Raw genomic sequence first — 18,060 nt, 5'->3', positions numbered from 1 at the left:
TCGCTACAACATTGCCTCCGCCCACTGACGCACCTCGGGATAGGCACGCTGCTCAAAGACCGCGAAGCCGTTAAGGCTGCGGGCTTTGAGTGGGGTGAAGATCGGCATTGTTAAGCCGCACAGGAAGTGCGCCAGCCGGTGTGCATTGGGTGGCTGGCCGAGCTGTTTGGTGTGGCACTCAATTAATGGAGTTGCATAGCGCTGAAAATCAGCAGCCGTTAATTCAGGCGGTGGAGGCGCATCCGGTAATTTTACCGGATGGCCGTAACATACCGAGCAGTGCCCACAGTGGCCCTGCTCGCTCTCAAGTGGTGCGTCAAAAGTGTTATCGCCAAAGTGCTCGGCCACTCGTCGCATCAGGCAACTCTCCGATTCAAACAGCGCCAGCATCGATTGCAGCCGCTCAATTTCGATACGTTCTCGATTGAGGCAGTCGTCATACAGCTGGCTCGCTAGCGTCTCAATGGCAAAACTGGGCTGACACACTTCATACACATCGGTCATGCGCTTGCCTTCCAGGGTCAGCCAGCCTTTGTCCTGAAAGTACTCAAGGGCAGTGATCACTCGGGTACGGGAGGCGTCGATCTGCTGAGCTAGCCCCGCTTGGTGTAGAAGCTCAAAATCCACCGTTCCCCAGGTGCGGGCGATAACAATATTGTCGACTAGCAAACGCACAAAGGCTGACCGCTCGCCTTGAAAACGGCTCACTAATTCAGTGGGTTCAATATGGTAGCGCAGCCGATACTCGGCGAGAAACGCAAAGCGCGGGGCGATGATGCCATGCATCTCCAGCCGCACCAGTAGTGTTTTCAGCGGCAGCGGACGGATATTGGTATCCCGGGAAAGCGTATTCAGCAGCACCTCCCACTGACGATCCGGCGCTTGGCCTGCCGCAGCGATCTCCTCCAGCAGGCGATAGATGCCCGCGTACTCAGGGGTATCACCGTAAACGAAGTTTTCCAGCACCCGAAGGCCATCGCGACCTGCCATGGTCAGGCAGGTGGAAGGCTGGCCATCACGCCCTGCCCGGCCAATTTCCTGGCTGTAGTTCTCGATGGATTTGGGCAGATCAAAGTGCACCACGTTGCGAATATCGCCCTTATCGATGCCCATTCCAAAAGCAATGGTCGCCACGATGCAGGGCGACTCACCGCCCATAAATTGGCGCTGGATCTCATCCCTCCGTTGGGAATCTAACCCTGCATGGTAGGCCTCAGCGGCAATGCCCTGGGCCGCCAGCGCTTTCGCCACGCGCTCAGCGGTTTGTTGCAGGGTGACGTAAATAATCGTGGGTGCTTCGCTGCCTGGCTGCATCTGCGGTTTCAGCCATTCAACCAACTGCTGCTGTCGATCCTCCATGGCGGGCGCCACCAGCAGCTCAAGATTGGGGCGGTAAAAGCCTGTGGTAATCACGTTCTCCGGCGCAATGGCAAACTTCTCACCCATATCGGCAATCACCGTCGGCGTAGCCGTGGCGGTAAGCAGCAGCACCTGTGGAATGGCAAAGTCCCGTTGGTAGTCCGGCAGCTTCAAATAATCGGGGCGGAAGTTATGCCCCCACTCGGAAAGACAGTGGGCTTCATCGACCACCAGCAGCGAGATCTTCACTTGGCGCAGAAAGTGGCGGAAGCGCTCGTTCTTAAGCCGCTCCACCGAGATCATCAGGATTTTCAGCTCACCGCTTTTAACGCGCTCCATGACATCACGCGTCGTTTCGCGGTCTTGGGTGGAATCAATGCTGGCCGCCGCCACGCCATGGCGGGTTAGAAAAGAGAGCTGATCCTGCATCAGCGCCAGCAGCGGCGAAACCACCAGAGTTAGATGCGGCAAATGCAGCGCCGGAAGCTGGTAGCAAAGCGACTTCCCCGCGCCAGTAGCAAAAATCGCCGCCGTGGAGTGCCCCGCCAACACCCTGGACACCACCGCCTGCTGGCCGCCACGAAAGTCATCAAACCCAAATACTGCTTTTAGTGTCTGCTGCGGCGAGGCTAAGGTCATGGCCATTCCCTGGAGAGTCATCAATGCGTTAGCGGCTAACCTAACGCGTTAACGCTGACTTCTCCAATTTGAAGCCTATAAGGTCATCAAACCGATACCGGACTGGCACTAGCCTAATGCGCCAGCAACTGCCAGGCATCATAGGTGGTGAAAAATACCTGCCCGGTGAGTTCGTGGCAAAACGCAGTATGTGTCAGGCGATCCATCACCGGACCCTTCACTTCCGCTAAATGTAGTTTCACACCAGCATCTTTTAAACGCCCATTAATAGCTTCCAAGCTCTCCAGCGCAGAGGCATCAATGACGTTCACCGCTTGGCAGGTCAGCACGATATGTTTCAGCGACGGCGAGCGAGCGGCTAGCGCCATTACGGTATCTTCCAGATAGCGGGCGTTGGCAAAGTAGAGGCTTTCATCGATGCGCAGCATGGCGACATGCTCATCGGTTTCAACCTGATGGCGCTTTACGTTACGAAAATGCTCGGTGCCCGGCACCCGCCCAACGACAGCACTGTGGGGCTGGCTGGTGCGGTAAAGATGTAGCCCCAGCGAGAGGACTACGCCGCTGATAATACCCACTTCCACGCTGTGCAGCAGGGTCAGCAGCAAAGTGGCGACCATCGCCACCCCGTCGCTTCGAGAGTATTGCCACGTGCGTTTTACCGCCGGTAGATCAATCAACGTGCCGACCGCTACGATAATGGTGGCCGCCAGCGTCGCGGTGGGTAAAAAGGCCAGCAGGTCGGTAAGCAGCAGCGTGGCCAGCACAATCCCTACAGCGGTAAAGGCTCCGGCCAGCGGCGTTGCGGCCCCTGCTTCGAAATTCACCACCGAACGGGAGAACCCACCCGACACCGGCGAGCCACCGCTGACGCCGGCGCCTAGGTTGGCCATACCCAAGGCGATTAACTCTTGATTCGGGTCAATCCGTTGGCGGCATTTGGCGGCTAGGGTTTGCGCCACGGATACTGACTCCACAAACCCCACCAAGCTAATCAGCAGCGCCGCGGGAAGTAGGCCAAGCCATAGTGATTGCTCAAGGTTAGGTAGCGTAATGACCGGCAGGCCGCTAGGCACAAACCCCACCACGTCGACCCCTCGCTGCTCCAGCTGCAAGCCCCAAGCCAGTAGCGTGGTCACAACGACAGCCGAAATGGGCGCGGCTTTAACGATCAGCCCTGCCAAATTGGCCGACATACCTAGCCTTGTCAGCCAGCCATTCAAGCGCTTGCGGCACATCAGCAGATAGCCCAATACGCCCAGGCCAATTAGCAGCGTAATAATATTTACCTGCTGCCACTGGCTTAGCAGCGCTCCCATCAGATCAATAATGTTATGGCCTGACGCCTCAACGCCTAAAAGATGCTTTAACTGACTGACAGCGATCAGAATACCCGAGGCGGTCACAAAACCCGAGATCACTGGATGGCTTAAGAAATTAACCAAAAAACCTAGCCGTAGCACGCCCATCGCGATCAGGATAAGCCCTGAAAGCGCCGCCAGCACTAGCGCCGCCCCAATGTACTCAGGGCTGCCCGGCGTGGCTAAACTGCTCAGCGCCGAGGCCGTCATCAGTGCAGCCACCGCCACCGGCCCCACCGCTAGACTCGCGCTGGTACCGAAAATGGCGTAAAGCACCAGCGGCAGCATGCTGGCATAAAGCCCCATTTCCGGCGGCAAGCCCGCCAGCATGGCGTAGGCCAGCGCTTGCGGCACCAACATCAGCGTGACAATCACCGCCGCTAGTAAATCCCGCGATAGCAAACCCCGGTGATAGGTACGCAGCCAGCCCACTAACGGCACCCAGCGCTCAATGACCATGACGCATACTCATTGTAGGAATAGAATCAACCGCCCTTATTCACGCCACTCACTTAGTTGGCATGATTCTCAAGCGCTTTGCGCTGATCTTCCAAATCGAAACCTGCCGTTTTGGCGGCGGCAAACAATTCAGCTAAATCACACTGCTCATGCTGGCGTTTGGCATACGCCCATAAGTGAGTGGCGCGCTTGCCCGAGCGGCAAAACGCCAGAATTGGCCGCGGCAGCTCTTGAAGCGCCTCAGCAAAGGCGCGAATGTCAGCTTCGCTGTACTCGCCTGGCTTCACGGGGATATGCACCCAGGCAAGGCCAAGCTGCTCGGCTTTTTCGCGGTAGCGCGCCTCGTCGGAAAAGTCCTCGCTCTCGCCTTCGATGCGGTTACACACCACCGCGTGAAAACCACGTGCTTTTACCTCTTCCAGCTCATCTACCGTCAGCGCTGAGGTGATCTCAACGCCTGGCTCCAATGGCTTCGTTTGCATGGCCACACCTCAATATTGGTTTGGGTAACATCAATCCCAGGCAGCGCCTTCCAGGGCATCCAGGGGGATTTTCAAATAGCGCTTACCATTGGCTTCAGGCTCCGGTAGGCGTCCACCTCGAGTATTCACCTGCAGCGCATGCAAAATCAGCTTGGGCATGGGCAGCTCGCTATCCCGCTGGTGGCGGAGCGCTATGTAGTCTGCCTCGCTTTTGCCCACCAGGTGCGGGTTATGGTCACGCTGTTCGGCGACGCTGCTTTCCCACTGCGGCTCTCGATCGTCCGGCATGTAGTCGTGGCCTGTGAACAGCCGCGTCTCGCTGGGCAATGAGAGAATTTGTTGGATGGAGTTCCACAGCGATTTGGCACTGCCGCCAGGAAAGTCCGCCCGTGCGGTGCCAAAATCTGGCTGAAAAAGGGTGTCATGAACAAAAGCGGTATCGCCAATCACGTAGGTGATCGATGCCAACGTATGGCCAGGAGAGTGCAGCACGCGGGCGCTTAGTTCACCAATCTTAAAGGTGTCACCCTCCTTGAAAAGCGTATCCCACTGACTACCGTCAGTCGGCATCTCTGGCCAGTTATATATCTCTTTCCACAGCGCCTGCACTCTGGTGACGTACTGGCCGATTGCCGTGGGTGCACCGGTTTTCTCTTTTAGGTACTGGGCCGCGGAAAAGTGGTCCGCATGGGGGTGAGTATCTAAAACCCACGCCACCGTCAGGCCTTCTTTGTGTATATATTTCAACAACGCGTCAGCGCAGAAGGTCGCAGTGGCACCGGCCTTCTCGTCGAAATCCAGCACCGGGTCAATAATCGCGCACTGTTTGGTGGCGGGATCGCTCACGATGTATTGAATGCTAAAGGTGCGTGGATCAAAAAAGCCCGCTACATCAGGTGCGCCTGTGCCTGTGCTTTGAGAAAGGGCAAAGGTCTTCATGCTTATCTCCTAACTACTTGAGTGTTGCTACTTGGCACTATCACCAACAATTGTTATAAACATAGCTTATTTTGGAATATAAGCAATAGTGCCCATAAAAAAGCCGCCTCCCTGGCCTCACAGGTGGCGGCGTTAAATAGCCAAAATGGCAAACAAATCGATACGGGTTAGAACGCCCTTTCCAGCGCAAAACGCGGTTGGGTGTGGCCCTCTTTGGTTACGTTTTCAGTAAACATCTCAAGCGGGCGCACCCAGAGACCGTAATCGCCGTAAAGAGCGCGGTAGACCACTACATGCTCCTCGCTTTCACTATGCTGGGCGATGCCCATCACTTCGTACAAATTGCCTTTGTAGTGGCGATAAATGCCAGGAACGGGCGTCGTCATTCGGCTTCCTCTTGGATGGTGTTTGCAGCAATTGGCAGATTGGCTTTTTTGGCGAGGCGCTCCAACACTTTTGAAGCGGCCACGAAGCCAAAGGTGCCTGTCAGAAACGTGGCGGCGCCAAAGCCTGAGGCGCAGTCCAGGCGCGTGGCGTCACCGCTGCCGGGCTTTTGCAGGCACACTTCGCCGTCGGCACCAGGGTAGATCAACTGCTCGTCGGAGTAGACGCACTCTACCGAGAAGCGCCGCTTGGGGTTGCGGGAGAAGCCGTAGTCCCGGCGCAGCCTTGAGCGCACTTTGGAGAGCAGCGGGTCGTGCTCGGTACGGGTGAGATCGGCGACTTGAATACGCGTCGGGTCGGTCTGCCCGCCCGCCGCGCCGGTGACGGTAATCGGTATTTTGCGCCGCTTGCACCAGGCGATGAGCGCAGCCTTGGCGATCACGCTGTCGATGGCATCCACCACATGATCGGCGTCATCAGGAATGCGCTCGGCCAAGTTGGTCGGCGTAACGAAGGCAGTGTCGGCCACAATCTCGATTTCGGGCGCAATCAGGCGGCAGCGCTCAGCCAGCACACCGACCTTGGGCTGGCCAATAGTGCCATCCAGCGCGTGGAGCTGACGGTTGACGTTGGAGACACACACATCATCAAGATCAATCAGCGTCAGCTTGCCAATGCCCGAGCGCGCCAGCGCCTCTACCGTCCAGCTACCCACGCCGCCTACCCCGACCACGACGACATGGGCATGGCGAAACGCCTGCGCCGCGCGCTGCCCGTAGAGGCGTCGAATACCACCAAAGCGAAAATCATAGTCGCTAGAAGAATAGTCGCTAGAAACACGCTCACTAGAAACTGAGGCGGTAGCAAGGGAGGTTGATGGCTCGTTCAATGGCATAGAAACAGACTCACATTGCTTGGAGAGCGGAAGGCGTTACAAGTGGCGGCGTTCGTACGCTATCCAGCGGCAAATGCCCCGCCCAACCAAGGTGTTTAAACAGCGCGATCATGGTGTCATCCAAAGCGCAGCTCAATTGTACACGCTTGGCCAACAGCGGATGGTCAAAGGCTAAATAGGTGGCGGCCAGCAGTAAACGCGGCGCGCCCAACTGCTCGGCAAAGAAGCGATTGTGAACACTTTTACCGTGTTTGGCATCGCCGATAATCGGATAGCCCCGCCGTGAAAGATGGCGACGAATTTGGTGGCGGCGCCCGGTCAATGGCCGAGCCTCTACCAGGGAGTAACGCGCCACTGGGTAACGGTCGACCTGCACCGGCAACTCAGCGCTATCCAGGCGGCGAATATCGGTCATCGCGGGCATGGCAGGCATCTCAGCTTTGGGTCGCGTGCCGTCCTCTTCCCGTAGCGGATAGTCCAAGCGCTCGCTTTCCGGCGCTTTACCGCGCACCACCGCCAAATAGCGCTTTTCTACCTGGCGCTCGCTAAAGGCTTCGCTGAGTAGGCCCGCCACTGAAGAGGAGAGCGCAAATACCATCACACCAGAGGTAGGCCGATCTAAACGGTGAACGGGATAGACCCGCTTGCCAAGCTGATCGCGCAGCCGCTGGAGCAGAAATTCCGTTTCGCCGCGCGCCAACGCCGAGCGATGTACCAACAGCCCTGACGGCTTATGCACCGCAACGAGATACTCATCCTGGTAAAGGATATTGAGTGGCGTCATAACGCTCCTGGATAAAAGCTGGCGATTAAAAAATATCGTTCACGATAACAACAGGGCGCTATTGTCGCGGCTGGGCCGCGAGATGTCATCCGGCCAATACGGCAATCCTTCTCATCATAGCTTTTCATCAAGGCTACTCCTCAAGTATTCACACCAAGTGTTCTTATCAAGTCTTTGCACAATAAGTGCAATGTTATAAGACAACTTTATTGATTAATAAGGAGACTCTTATGAAACGAACTTCTGCTGCATGGCTGGCCATTTTGGCATCCTTCAACACCTGGGCGGCGGCGGCGAGCTGTTTAGCGAACTAGATGTCGCGGTGCACCCTGGGGAAATGGTGGGCGTGGTAGGGCCCTCTGGCTGTGGCAAAAGCACCCTAGGCGATATACTGCTCGGTGTTGCCAAACCAGACCGTGGCAACGTCATCTACCAAGATGGCCTACCTCGGCTTGCCCGACAGAAACTCTATCAAGACCCACCGGCGGCGCTCTTCCCTCATTGGACGCTGAACCAGCTGCTTGAGGACCTGCTCCGCCGTCACCGACTTGAGCCCAGCGTGGTTGCGCCCCTTATGGAGCGCCTGGGGCTTAACGAGCATCTGCTGGCCCGTCGCCCTGGGGAAATTTCCGGTGGTGAGCTCCAGCGCTTTGCGATTCTGCGCGTGCTGCTGCTCAAACCGAGTTTTCTGTTTGCCGATGAGCCCACCTCCCGGCTCGACCCCATCACCCAACAGCAAACTCTGAGCCTGCTGGTTGAGCTGGCTCGTGAACAAGCCTGTGCGGTAATGCTGGTCAGCCACGACCCGGCGTTGATTGCGAAGGTGTGCGATCGGCAGTTGGCATTGGCGGGGTAGGTAAAAGCGGCAACTTTCCAGCTGGGATGTGCTCTTTAATGAACGCCAGAAAGGCCTGGGTAGCACTCGGCAAGGTTCGTTTGGCGAGGGTTTGGACTTCGATAAAGCGGGAGTCCATGCCCTGGTCACGAATGGGAATCGCGACGACTCGCTGTTGATAAATGCGGTAACGAACGGAAATCTCCCCGGCAAGCGCCACCCCGCCTCCCAGCATGGCGAAGTTGATCAATGCCTCAGTGTAGTCACTGCTAAAAATGGATTCAAACGCCAGATTTTGGCGACTACAGCAGATATCAAACAGCTGCCGCAGGGTCGTTTCTGGCGAGGGTAGCGCCAGTGGATAGCGCTGTAGCTGCGCTAGTGTTATGTGTTTTTTAGTCGCTAGCTCATGGTCAGGTGAAACCAGCGCCATAATCGGCGCTGGTTGTCTAAGCGCGACGGTAATATCCGCTTCGGGCTTTAAGCTGAAGGTAATACCGATATCCGCATTGCCTTCCCTGACATGCCGGGTCGCCTGGGCAGGCGACCCCACCATCAAGTGAAAATGAATGCCGCTGTAGCGCTTGCGGAAAGCCGCGATAGCCGCCGGTAAAAAATCCACGGCAAAGCCTTCTGAGCTAGCCAAGCGCACCTTACCCCGCTGCAATCCACGCAGCGCCAGAATTTCACTGCCAATACGGTCGGCTTCCAATTGCATATGGCGAGCATGTACCGCCAGCAGTTCGCCTGCGGCGCTCGGCACCATGCCCCGCGCACGGCGCTCAAAGAGCAGCGTATCCAACTCGCTCTCCAGCCGGGCAATCTGCCGACTAATCGCCGAAGGTGCCACATTGAGCTTCCCCGAAGCTTCACTAATGGAGCCGCAGCGCACCACTTCTAAAAAATAGCGTAACGCGGTTTCTTGTAGCACCCGTGGATTCATCGTGCCTCCCTTCGCCATAAGGATTGCCGAAACAGCAATGATAAGTTCTAAACATTGCACTTGTGGCACTCCTTATCAATAGATTAGCTTGAAATGGGAGCGGCAACAGATCTTTGAACAGGTCCATCTCATAACAACAGTGCCGACGGTACGCCAAACGCTCATAACCTTTCTTTATTAAAAAAACGAGGTATGGCATGCAAACACCTAAAACTCTTTACTGCGTTACATCACTGGCTTTGCTCAGCATTGCGACACCCGCAATGGCAGGTAAGGCTAACGATACGCTGGTCTATGCGTCTGACAGCGAACCCGAGAACGTTAGCCCCTACCATAACAACCTGCGAGAAGGGGTGATTCTTGCCCATTTGGCCTGGGACACGCTGATTTACCGCAACCCACAGACGAATGAGTACGAGCCCCGTTTGGCGACCGAATGGGAGTGGGTCGATGACTCGACCTTAGATCTGGTACTACGTGAAGGCGTTACTTTTCACAACGGCGAGGCCTTCGACGCCGACGATGTAGTGTTCACCTTTAATTACGCGGTATCTCCCGAATCCCGGGTGGTGACACGCCAAAATGTCGACTGGATCGAAAGCGTTGAGAAATTGGATGATTACCAGGTTCGCATTCATCTCAAGGAGCCTTTCCCCGCGGCCCTTGAGTATCTTTCAGGCCCGATGCCAATTTACCCCGATGAGTATTTCCAGGAAGTGGGCATTGAGGGTTTTAGCCGTGAGCCAGTGGGCACCGGCCCTTACCGGATTACCAACGTTCGCCCTGGGGATGGCGTCAGCCTAACGCGCTTTGATGACTATTTTACCGACAGCCCGATTGGCCAACCGGAGATTGGCAATATTGAGTTCAAGGCGATTGCCGATGCGGACTCTCGTATGGCGCAATTGATGTCGGGGCAAGTGGATTGGATTTGGCGCGTACCGTCGGATCAAGCTGAATCGTTAGGCGGTATGCCCCAGCTTAGCGTACTGGGCGGCGAAACCATGCGCGTCGGCTATATCGGCCTGGATTCAGCTACCCGAGAAGAGTCGCCGTTACATGATATTCGCGTGCGTCAAGCCATTAACCACGCCATGAACCGGGAAGGCCTCGCTAATGATCTAGTACGCGGCGGCAGCCAGCCCCTTTACGCCCCCTGCTTTCCCACCCAGTTCGGCTGTGAAACACAAGACGTCATTGAGTATGAGTACGACCCTGAAAAAGCTCGTGAACTGCTCGCCGAAGCGGGTTACGCCGATGGCTTTGATATCGACCTTCACGCCTACCGGGAACGCGACTACGCCGAAGCGATGATTGGCGATCTACGCGCAGTAGGCATCAATGCCAACCTGCGCTTTATGACCTCCCCCGCGCTACTTGAGCTTCAGCGTAACGGCCAAACCGATATGTCGTTTAAAGCCTGGGGCTCATTCTCTATTAACGATGTTTCGGCCTTCGTCAGCGTCTATTTCACAGGCGGTATTGACGATCTCTGGCAGGACAGCCAGGTGCAAGAGTGGCTTCAGACCGCCGACACCTCGGTAGATCCTGATGTGCGCTTGGAGCACTACCAAAAAGCGCTCGCCCGCATCTCCGAGCAAGCGTACTGGGCGCCGCTGTTCTCCTACTCCACCTATTACGCCCACACCGCTGATCTCGACTTCACCGCCTACCCCGACGAACTACCGCGCTTTTACGAAGCAAGCTGGAAGTAACGGCGTGACGTTTGACCTATCGGCAGCCGTGGTTCTTTCCACGGCTAGCCTTCCATAGCGAGGGGGTGATGCTTTATGTGGGCATTTGTTTTCAAGCGCACGCTAATAGCGCTTAGCGTCGCTCTGACTATTTCAGTTCTCTGCTTTAGTCTGCTGCAGCTCTCGGGTGACCTGGCACTCTCCATTGGTGGCCCCGAGGCCACCGCCGAGCAGGTAGAACAAATAAGAACGGATTACGGCCTGGATCGCCCGGTGATCCAGCAGTTTACCAGTTGGCTTTGGGGAGCCGTGCAGCTCGACTTTGGGCGCTCTTACTACTACCAGAGCGATGTCATGGATCTGGTGGTCGAGCGCTTACCGGTGACCATGACCCTGGGTGTGATGTCCTTGGCGATTGCCCTTTTCGTGTCTATTCCACTCGGTGTAGTGGCCGCGCTCAAGCGGGGTAGCTGGATAGACCGGATGGCCATGGCCATTGCGGTGACCGGACAGGCGATGCCGAATTTCTGGTTTGGCTTAACGCTGATCATCCTGTTTGCCGTCAAGCTGCAGTGGTTTCCCGCGGCTGGAAGCGATAGCTGGCAAGGCTTTGTGCTACCCGCCATTGCACTGGGCTACTACGCCACTCCCGCCATGATGCGCCTCACCCGTAGCGGCATGTTGGAAGTACTTGAGGCGGATTACATCCGCACTGCACGAGCCAAAGGGCTGCGCACCGGCACGGTGATTTTCAAACACGCCCTACGCAATGCGGTGATTCCCGTGGTGGCGCTAGCCGCCGTGGAGTTGGGCTTTATGCTTGGCGGCTCGGTGGTTATCGAGACCGTCTTTTCGCTGCGCGGACTGGGGCAACTGGCCTGGAACGCCATTTCCCGCAACGACTACCCAGTGGTTCAAGCCATCGTTTTGATCATTGCGCTGTTTTATATCGTGTTGACGCTGCTGGCCGACATTCTCAACGCAGTACTCGACCCCCGCCTGCGCGCGCGTTAACGGAGAACACCATGGCAAATATCCTTTCCCCACAGGTGGCCGCAGAACAACCGTTGGCCGCTACTTGGCAGTCGCGCCTATTTCGCAGCACGCTTAATAACCGCAGCCTAACCATCGGTTTATTGATCATTACGTCCTTGGGGGTCGTTGCGCTCCTGGCACCTTGGCTAGCCCCTCATGACCCATATTTACAGAACACCGCTAACCGCATGGTGCCGCCTTTCTGGCACGACACTGGTAGTTGGACACACCCGTTAGGCACCGACCGTCTTGGCCGTGACTATCTGAGCCGACTGATTTATGGCACCCGCATTTCACTCTTTATCGGCATCGTGGTCGCACTGATTTCCGGTCTGATTGGTACCACGTTAGGCGTGTTGGCCGGTTACTTTGGTGGACGCGTTGATGCAGTGGTGAGTTACCTGCTCACCACCCGCCTAGCCATGCCGGTGGTGTTAGTGGCACTGGCTATGGCCTCGCTAATAGGCGGCTCAATGCTCACCGTCACCCTACTGTTAGGGCTACTACTCTGGGATCGCTTCGCCGTCGTTGCTCGCTCAGCCACCCAGCAACTGCGTGACGCTGAATATATCCAAGCCGCCCAGGCACTGGGCTGCCCCCTGCACTACATTCTACTGCGCGAAGTGCTGCCCAATATCGCCGGCGCCCTGATTGTGGTGGCCACATTAGAAGTTGCCAACGCCATTTTGCTCGAAGCGACGCTGTCGTTCCTGGGGATGGGCGTGCAGCCACCCTCCCCCTCCTGGGGGCTGATGATCGCCGAAGGCAAAGCCTATATGTTCTTTCAGCCCTGGGTCATTACGATTCCCGGCAGCGCCCTGTTTGTGCTGGTGCTGGCAATTAACTTGCTAGGTGATGGGCTGCGCGACCTAAGCGCGCCAGGAGGCCGCAATGAGTAATCAATCATCCGTTGAGCGTTCAACAGCGCCAGCCTCACCGCTACTCAGCGTAAAACAGCTACGTGTCGACTTACCGGTAGCCAAAGGCACGCTTCACGCCGTGCGGGGCATCGATTTTCACGTTGAACGCGGCGAAATGCTCTGCCTGGTAGGCGAGTCTGGGTGTGGTAAATCCATGACCTCGCTGGCATTAATGGGCCTGCTACCGCGCAAAGCGCAGATCAACGCCGACTGCCTCAACTTTGACGGCGTTGATCTGCTCACGGTGTCTGAGCACGAGCGCAGCAACCTGCGTGGTGCACGCATGGCGATGATTTTCCAAGAGCCCATGACGGCCCTCAATCCCGCCTACACCCTGGGCAATCAGCTCTGCGAAGCGTTGCGCCGTCATCAGCTGGTATCGCGTAAAGCGGCCCACGACCGTGCACTCTATTTACTCAAGCGGGTAGGTATCAGCGCCGCCGAAGAGCGTATGCGCCAGTACCCCCACCAACTTTCGGGCGGGCTGCGCCAGCGGGTCATGATCGCAATGGCACTGATGTGTGAACCCGACTTGATCATCGCCGATGAGCCTACCACGGCGCTGGACGTCACCATTCAAGCGCAAATTCTGCACCTGCTACGGGACTTACAGCAGGAGTTTGGTACCGCGGTTATCTTCATTACCCACGACCTGGGCGTTGTTGCCCGCATTGCCGACCGTGTCGCCGTGATGTATGCCGGTGAAGTGATTGAAACCGCCTCTGCCCAGGCGCTTTTTCATGCCCCCAGCCACCCCTATACCCAAGGGTTACTGCGCTGCATACCGACACCTAGCAAAACGCTGCCGGGCAGCCGCTTGCAGGCCATTCCAGGCGTGGTTCCCAGCTTGGTAGATAAGGTCGAGGGCTGCGCCTTCTGTAATCGCTGCGACCATGCGGATGAGCGTTGTTACTCCACACCACCCTTGCAAACCGTCGCGGACAGACACCTATCGCGCTGCCACTTTGCCCATCAGCTAGCCAACCCGGCAACGATAAACGCTCAGGAGGTAACGCTATGAGCAGTGTCGCACACCATCTCGACCCGCTTGCCCTGGAGCTCTGCGCGCTTTCCAAAACATTCAAACTGGGCGGCGGCATGCTGCATAAGAGCCGTACCTTAAAGGCAGTCAACGATGTATCGCTGCGCGTTCCCCGCGGTCAGGTGATGGGGCTGGTGGGCGAATCAGGCTGCGGTAAAAGCACCTTGGCCAAAATGCTGCTGGGGCTGACGCCCCCTAGTGCGGGCGATGTGCTGATTAATGGCAAAGCGATTGTTAATGCTAACCAAAAGGCGTTAGCCCGCCATATACAGCCCATTTTCCAGGATCCTTACTCGTCACTGAACCCCCGCCAGCGGATTGCCCAGATCGTTGGTCTGCCGCTGCGTATTCATGGCATTGGCACCTCCAAGGAGCAGGCCGTAAAGGTCGAGGAGATGCTCGATATGGTCGGGTTGCCCAAACGCGCTGCACAGCAATACCCAGGGCAAATGTCTGGCGGGCAGCGCCAACGGGTAGCGATTGCCCGAGCACTGATTATGCGCCCTGACCTGGTGATTTGTGACGAGCCTACCTCCGCACTGGATGTATCAGTGCAGGCTCAGATTCTCAATCTCCTGCTCGACCTTAAAGATGAGTTTGGTCTTACCTATCTGTTTATAAGCCACGACCTCGCCGTGGTGGAACATTTGGCGGACCGGCTGGCGGTGATGTACCTGGGGCAAATTGTCGAAGAGGGCACCCGTGAACAAATCTTCACCGCGCCTCGCCACCCATACACCCAAGCGCTGCTAGCCTCCGCGCTGACGCCAGAGCCTGGCTTGGGCGTACCTGATATCGGCCTTGGGGCCGGGCAACCCGACCCTACACAACCACCTTCAGGCTGTGCCTTTCACCCTCGATGCCCTGTTGCTCAGCCCACATGCTCACAGCAAGCGCCGACGCTGAGCGCTATTGCTCAAACGTCTGATCAGGCGACTCGTCAGGGCAATCAGGCGCGTGTCGCCTGCCACTTTGCCTAACTACCGCTAATTAATGCCTTACGTTAAAAGGAATATTTATGTCGCGCCAACACGCCTTAGACACTGCCAAAGCCTATTTTGATAGTGGTGAGTTTTATGCTCAGCTTGCCCCGCGTATTGCCATCCGCAGTGAAAGCCAGGAACCCAATCGGCTGGAGGAGCTTCACGGCTACCTGACTGAACAGATTATTCCGGACATTGAGCAGCTCGGTTTTACATGGGAAATTGTCGATAACCCGGTGGAAGGTTTTGGGCCCTTTCTTATCGCGGAAAGAATTGAGCCAGAGGCCGCTTTCAGCGTATTAACCTACGGCCATGGCGATGTGATCCGCGGCTATGATGATCAGTGGGCCGAAGGGCTGTCGCCTTGGCAGATCACCCAGCGGGGGGATCGCTGGTACGGCCGCGGCACCGCTGATAACAAAGGACAGCACACGATTAATCTAGCCGCCCTGGGCTGTGTGTTAAAAGCAAGCGGCGGGCAACTGGGCTATAACGTGAAGCTGGTGTTGGAGATGGGCGAAGAGACCGGTTCACCGGGGTTAAAAGAGGTCTGCCACCGTTATCGCGAGCGGTTGGCGGCCGATGTGTTTATCGGTTCGGATGGGCCCCGTTTGAACGCTGACGCCCCCACTCTATTTTTAGGCTCACGGGGCTCCTTCAATTTTGATCTTAAACTACAGGCCCGTGAAGGCGCCCACCACTCGGGTAACTGGGGCGGCGTGCTCAAGAACCCTGCCGTGCGGTTAACCAATGCGATAGCCACGCTGGTGGATGCCAATGGGGTGATCCAAATTGAAGGGTTACGCCCAGCGCCAATACCTGATGCCGTTCGCCAAGCGCTTGCCTTACTTGAGGTGGGGGTTGGTGACAATGCCCCGGCCATTGATACTGACTGGGGGGAGCCAGGGTTGTCCCCCGCGGAGCGCCTGTTTGGCTGGAACACGCTAGAAGTACTCGCCATGAAGGCAGGCAACCCGGACGCCCCAGCCAATGCGATTCCACCCCACGCCTACGCCCACTGCCAGTTGCGTTATGTGGTGGGCAGCGACCAGGATAACTTTCTAGCCCATTTACGCCATCATTTGGATCAACACGGCTATCACGATATCGAGGTCAGCGCGGCGCGCATGTCACAGATGAATGCCACACGCCTTGACCCTGAAGACCCCTGGGTGAGCTGGGCGTTAACCTCGATGCAGCTATCGACCCATAAAACGCCCACGCTACTGCCTAACCTGGGCGGATCATTGCCTAACGATGTATTTGCCGAGACGCTTGGCTTACCCACACTATGGGTTCCCCACTCCTACCCCTCCTGTTCGCAACACGCCCCCGATGAACACTTATTGGGTAGCATTGCCTCAGAAGCGCTTATATTAATGGCGGGGCTATTCTGGGATTTGAGTGCTCAAGGTGCAGAGATTCATAAGGAGCGAGCGTCATGCAAGAGCCACTAATACAACAAGCGTGTGATTGGCTAAAGGGGCAACAGCAGGCGATGATTGGCTGTTTGGAGGCCCTGGTTAATATCGACTCCAACAGTCATGACAAAGCGGGCACGGATGCGGTGGCTGACCTGATCACCCAGTGGCTCGAGCAGGATGGCATCACGGTGATACGCCACCAACGCCCTGACTCAGGCGATATTTTAGAGGCGCAACTTGGGGGTGCTGGCCAAGGTCATGCGCTGCTTATGGGCCACCGGGATACGGTTTTTCCGACCGGCACCGTGGCAGGCCGAGGCTACAGCCAAAATGGGAACCTTGGCTTTGGCCCTGGCGTGGCCGATATGAAAAGCGGTCTGGTGATGAACTGCTTTGTGCTTCGCGCGTTAAGCCGTTTGCCCACCTGCCCACTGCCCGTCCGCGCCCTATTTACCGCCGATGAGGAGATCGGCTCGCCAGATGGGCGGGCGTTTATTGAAGCTGCCGCTGAGGGGGCAAGCGGCGTCTTGAACGTCGAGCCAGGGCGCGTCAGCGGCAATGTGGTCACTGGCCGAAAAGGGGGTGCTGGTTTTTTGATCAACGTCACCGGCAAAGCCGCCCACTCTGGTGTTAGCCATGGCGATGGTGCCAGCGCCATCGAAGCACTGGCCCAAAAAATTATCAAACTGCACGCGTTGACCGATTACGAGGCAGGCATTACCACCAATGTGGGCACCATCACCGGCGGGGTATCTCGCAATACCGTTGCGCCTTCAGCGTCCGCACAGCTTGATATTCGTTTTGTCACCACCGCACAGCGCGACCAGCTTTATCAAGCCATTGAGGCAATAATCGCCGAACCCGATACTCCTGGCACTGGGGCAAACATTGAGCAGACGTCGGAGTTCTTCCCGCTTGAAGAGGGTATGAGCAGCGCGCTGTTTGCGCTTTATCAATCGCAAGCTAAAGCGATCGGGTTTGCTGTTGATGGCGAATTTACCGGCGGCTGTTCCGATGCGGGCTGGACAGCCAGCTTGGGCGTTCCCACGCTGTGTGGCCTTGGCCCGGTCGGCGCGAAAATGCATACTGATGAGGAGTACTGCTTACTCGACACGCTAGTGCCGCGGACGCAAGCACTAACGGCTACTTTACTGAATTTACAACATATCTCAGCAGATCCTCGCTAGCGGGTGGCGAAGTAACGGCTCGCCAGCTACCTTGAATAAGCAACGCTGCCACAGCGTTTCCATGGATTCGGAAGGAGATCACCATGCGCTATTCAACTATACGTTTCTCAACACCGCTTACCGCTATTGCCGCCTCGCTGCTGCTCGCTACCTCAGCGGCACAAGCGAATGAAACGCTTGATGTGGAGATGCATAAAGTCAGCACCGAGGGTAATGAAGAGTCAATCGGCACCGTATCCCTTGAGCATACGGATCACGGCTTACTGCTGACCCCTTCGCTAACGGATCTTGAGCCCGGCGTTTACGGCTTTCACGTTCACCAGAACGCCAGCTGTGACCCTGCCGAGAATGACGACGGCGAGATGACTGCCGCTCAAGCAGCAGGCGGTCACTATGATCCTGAGGAAACCGGCACTCACCAAGGTCCTTATGGTGAAGGCCATCTAGGCGATCTCCCTGTGCTGACCGTTAATGAAGATGGCGAAGCTAACCTACCGGTTTTGGCACCGCGCCTGAGCATGGAAGATATGCCGGGCCGCAGCATCATGATTCATGAAGGCGGCGATACCTATGAGGACGAGCCTCATCTTGGTGGCGGCGGCACGCGTATGGCCTGCGGTGTCGTTGAGTCTTAACCAAACCGCTCACCTTAAATGAGCAGTTAAAACGGGTAGCAAATTGTGCTGCCCGTTTTT

The 18,060-nt window shown here is 56.7% G+C and carries 17 protein-coding genes; 9 read left to right on the top strand and 8 right to left on the bottom strand.

Going from position 1 to position 18,060, the window contains the following annotated elements; all coding sequences use genetic code 11:
- Positions 1–3: 3 nt before the first annotated feature.
- From MLE19_RS05120 to MLE19_RS05090, 7 genes are all read right to left on the bottom strand, one after another.
- Entirely contained in the window at positions 4–1,998 is a 1,995-nt protein-coding gene (locus tag MLE19_RS05120) for a RecQ family ATP-dependent DNA helicase (protein ID WP_240716995.1), read from the bottom strand.
- 113 nt (positions 1,999–2,111) lie between these two features.
- Positions 2,112–3,818: a SulP family inorganic anion transporter gene (locus MLE19_RS05115; RefSeq protein WP_240716994.1), complete on the bottom strand. Its 1,707-nt coding sequence runs from the start codon at positions 3,816–3,818 to the stop codon at positions 2,112–2,114.
- Between the two features lie 53 nt (positions 3,819–3,871).
- On the bottom strand, positions 3,872–4,300 hold the full coding sequence (locus tag MLE19_RS05110; protein ID WP_240716993.1) for a TIGR01244 family sulfur transferase: 429 nt from the start codon (positions 4,298–4,300) through the stop codon (positions 3,872–3,874).
- Positions 4,301–4,330: 30 nt separating this feature from the next.
- The gene (locus tag MLE19_RS05105) at positions 4,331–5,239 is read right to left on the bottom strand and encodes an MBL fold metallo-hydrolase (protein WP_240716992.1); all 909 of its coding nucleotides are present in this window, start codon (positions 5,237–5,239) and stop codon (positions 4,331–4,333) included.
- Between the two features lie 167 nt (positions 5,240–5,406).
- Positions 5,407–5,625, bottom strand: a complete 219-nt coding sequence (locus MLE19_RS05100) for a DUF1653 domain-containing protein (RefSeq protein ID WP_240716991.1) — start codon at positions 5,623–5,625, stop codon at positions 5,407–5,409.
- The gene (gene tcdA, locus MLE19_RS05095) at positions 5,622–6,518 is read right to left on the bottom strand and encodes a tRNA cyclic N6-threonylcarbamoyladenosine(37) synthase TcdA (RefSeq protein ID WP_240716990.1); all 897 of its coding nucleotides are present in this window, start codon (positions 6,516–6,518) and stop codon (positions 5,622–5,624) included. Before tcdA ends, MLE19_RS05100 begins: the two co-directional genes overlap by 4 nt.
- Before the next feature lie 10 nt (positions 6,519–6,528).
- Positions 6,529–7,302, bottom strand: coding sequence for a pseudouridine synthase (locus MLE19_RS05090; RefSeq protein ID WP_240716989.1), 774 nt, complete (start codon positions 7,300–7,302; stop codon positions 6,529–6,531).
- A 250-nt stretch (positions 7,303–7,552) separates the two neighbouring features.
- Here MLE19_RS05090 and MLE19_RS05085 point away from each other — a divergent pair, with 250 nt between their 5' ends.
- A complete protein-coding gene (locus tag MLE19_RS05085; RefSeq protein ID WP_240716988.1) occupies positions 7,553–8,158 on the top strand; it encodes an ABC transporter ATP-binding protein in 606 nt (201 codons plus the stop codon).
- On the opposite strand, the gene MLE19_RS05080 is transcribed toward MLE19_RS05085, so the two are convergent.
- Positions 8,097–9,080 carry a LysR family transcriptional regulator gene (locus tag MLE19_RS05080; RefSeq protein ID WP_240716987.1) on the bottom strand — a complete coding sequence of 328 codons (984 nt, stop codon included), beginning with the start codon at positions 9,078–9,080 and terminating at the stop codon, positions 8,097–8,099. The two genes, MLE19_RS05085 and MLE19_RS05080, sit on opposite strands and share 62 nt — an antisense overlap.
- A 197-nt stretch (positions 9,081–9,277) precedes the next feature.
- Between MLE19_RS05080 and MLE19_RS05075 the strand changes: the two genes are divergently transcribed.
- The 8 genes from MLE19_RS05075 to sodC all read left to right on the top strand — a co-directional run bounded on the left by MLE19_RS05075 (position 9,278) and on the right by sodC (position 18,000).
- Positions 9,278–10,795, top strand: a complete 1,518-nt coding sequence (locus MLE19_RS05075) for an ABC transporter substrate-binding protein (RefSeq protein ID WP_240716986.1) — start codon at positions 9,278–9,280, stop codon at positions 10,793–10,795.
- Between the two features lie 75 nt (positions 10,796–10,870).
- A complete protein-coding gene (locus tag MLE19_RS05070; RefSeq protein ID WP_240716985.1) occupies positions 10,871–11,788 on the top strand; it encodes an ABC transporter permease in 918 nt (305 codons plus the stop codon).
- Positions 11,789–11,799: 11 nt separating this feature from the next.
- A complete protein-coding gene (locus MLE19_RS05065; protein ID WP_240716984.1) occupies positions 11,800–12,708 on the top strand; it encodes an ABC transporter permease in 909 nt (302 codons plus the stop codon).
- On the top strand, positions 12,701–13,750 hold the full coding sequence (locus MLE19_RS05060; protein ID WP_240716983.1) for an ABC transporter ATP-binding protein: 1,050 nt from the start codon (positions 12,701–12,703) through the stop codon (positions 13,748–13,750). Before MLE19_RS05065 ends, MLE19_RS05060 begins: the two co-directional genes overlap by 8 nt.
- A complete protein-coding gene (locus MLE19_RS05055; protein ID WP_240716982.1) occupies positions 13,747–14,751 on the top strand; it encodes an ABC transporter ATP-binding protein in 1,005 nt (334 codons plus the stop codon). The genes MLE19_RS05060 and MLE19_RS05055 overlap by 4 nt, the downstream gene beginning before the upstream one ends.
- Before the next feature lie 38 nt (positions 14,752–14,789).
- The gene (locus tag MLE19_RS05050; protein ID WP_240716981.1) at positions 14,790–16,211 is read left to right on the top strand and encodes a M20 family metallopeptidase; all 1,422 of its coding nucleotides are present in this window, start codon (positions 14,790–14,792) and stop codon (positions 16,209–16,211) included.
- Positions 16,196–17,365, top strand: coding sequence for a M20 family metallopeptidase (locus tag MLE19_RS05045; protein ID WP_240716980.1), 1,170 nt, complete (start codon positions 16,196–16,198; stop codon positions 17,363–17,365). Before MLE19_RS05050 ends, MLE19_RS05045 begins: the two co-directional genes overlap by 16 nt.
- Positions 17,366–17,448: 83 nt before the next feature.
- Positions 17,449–18,000, top strand: a complete 552-nt coding sequence (gene sodC / locus MLE19_RS05040; protein WP_240716979.1) for a superoxide dismutase [Cu-Zn] SodC — start codon at positions 17,449–17,451, stop codon at positions 17,998–18,000.
- Positions 18,001–18,060: the final 60 nt, after the last annotated feature.

The organism is Vreelandella neptunia, from assembly GCF_022489065.1.
Classification (GTDB): Bacteria; Pseudomonadota; Gammaproteobacteria; order Pseudomonadales; family Halomonadaceae; genus Vreelandella; species Vreelandella neptunia_A.
Note: the sequence above shows the minus strand (reverse complement) of the source record. Positions and strands in the feature narration are given on the sequence as shown.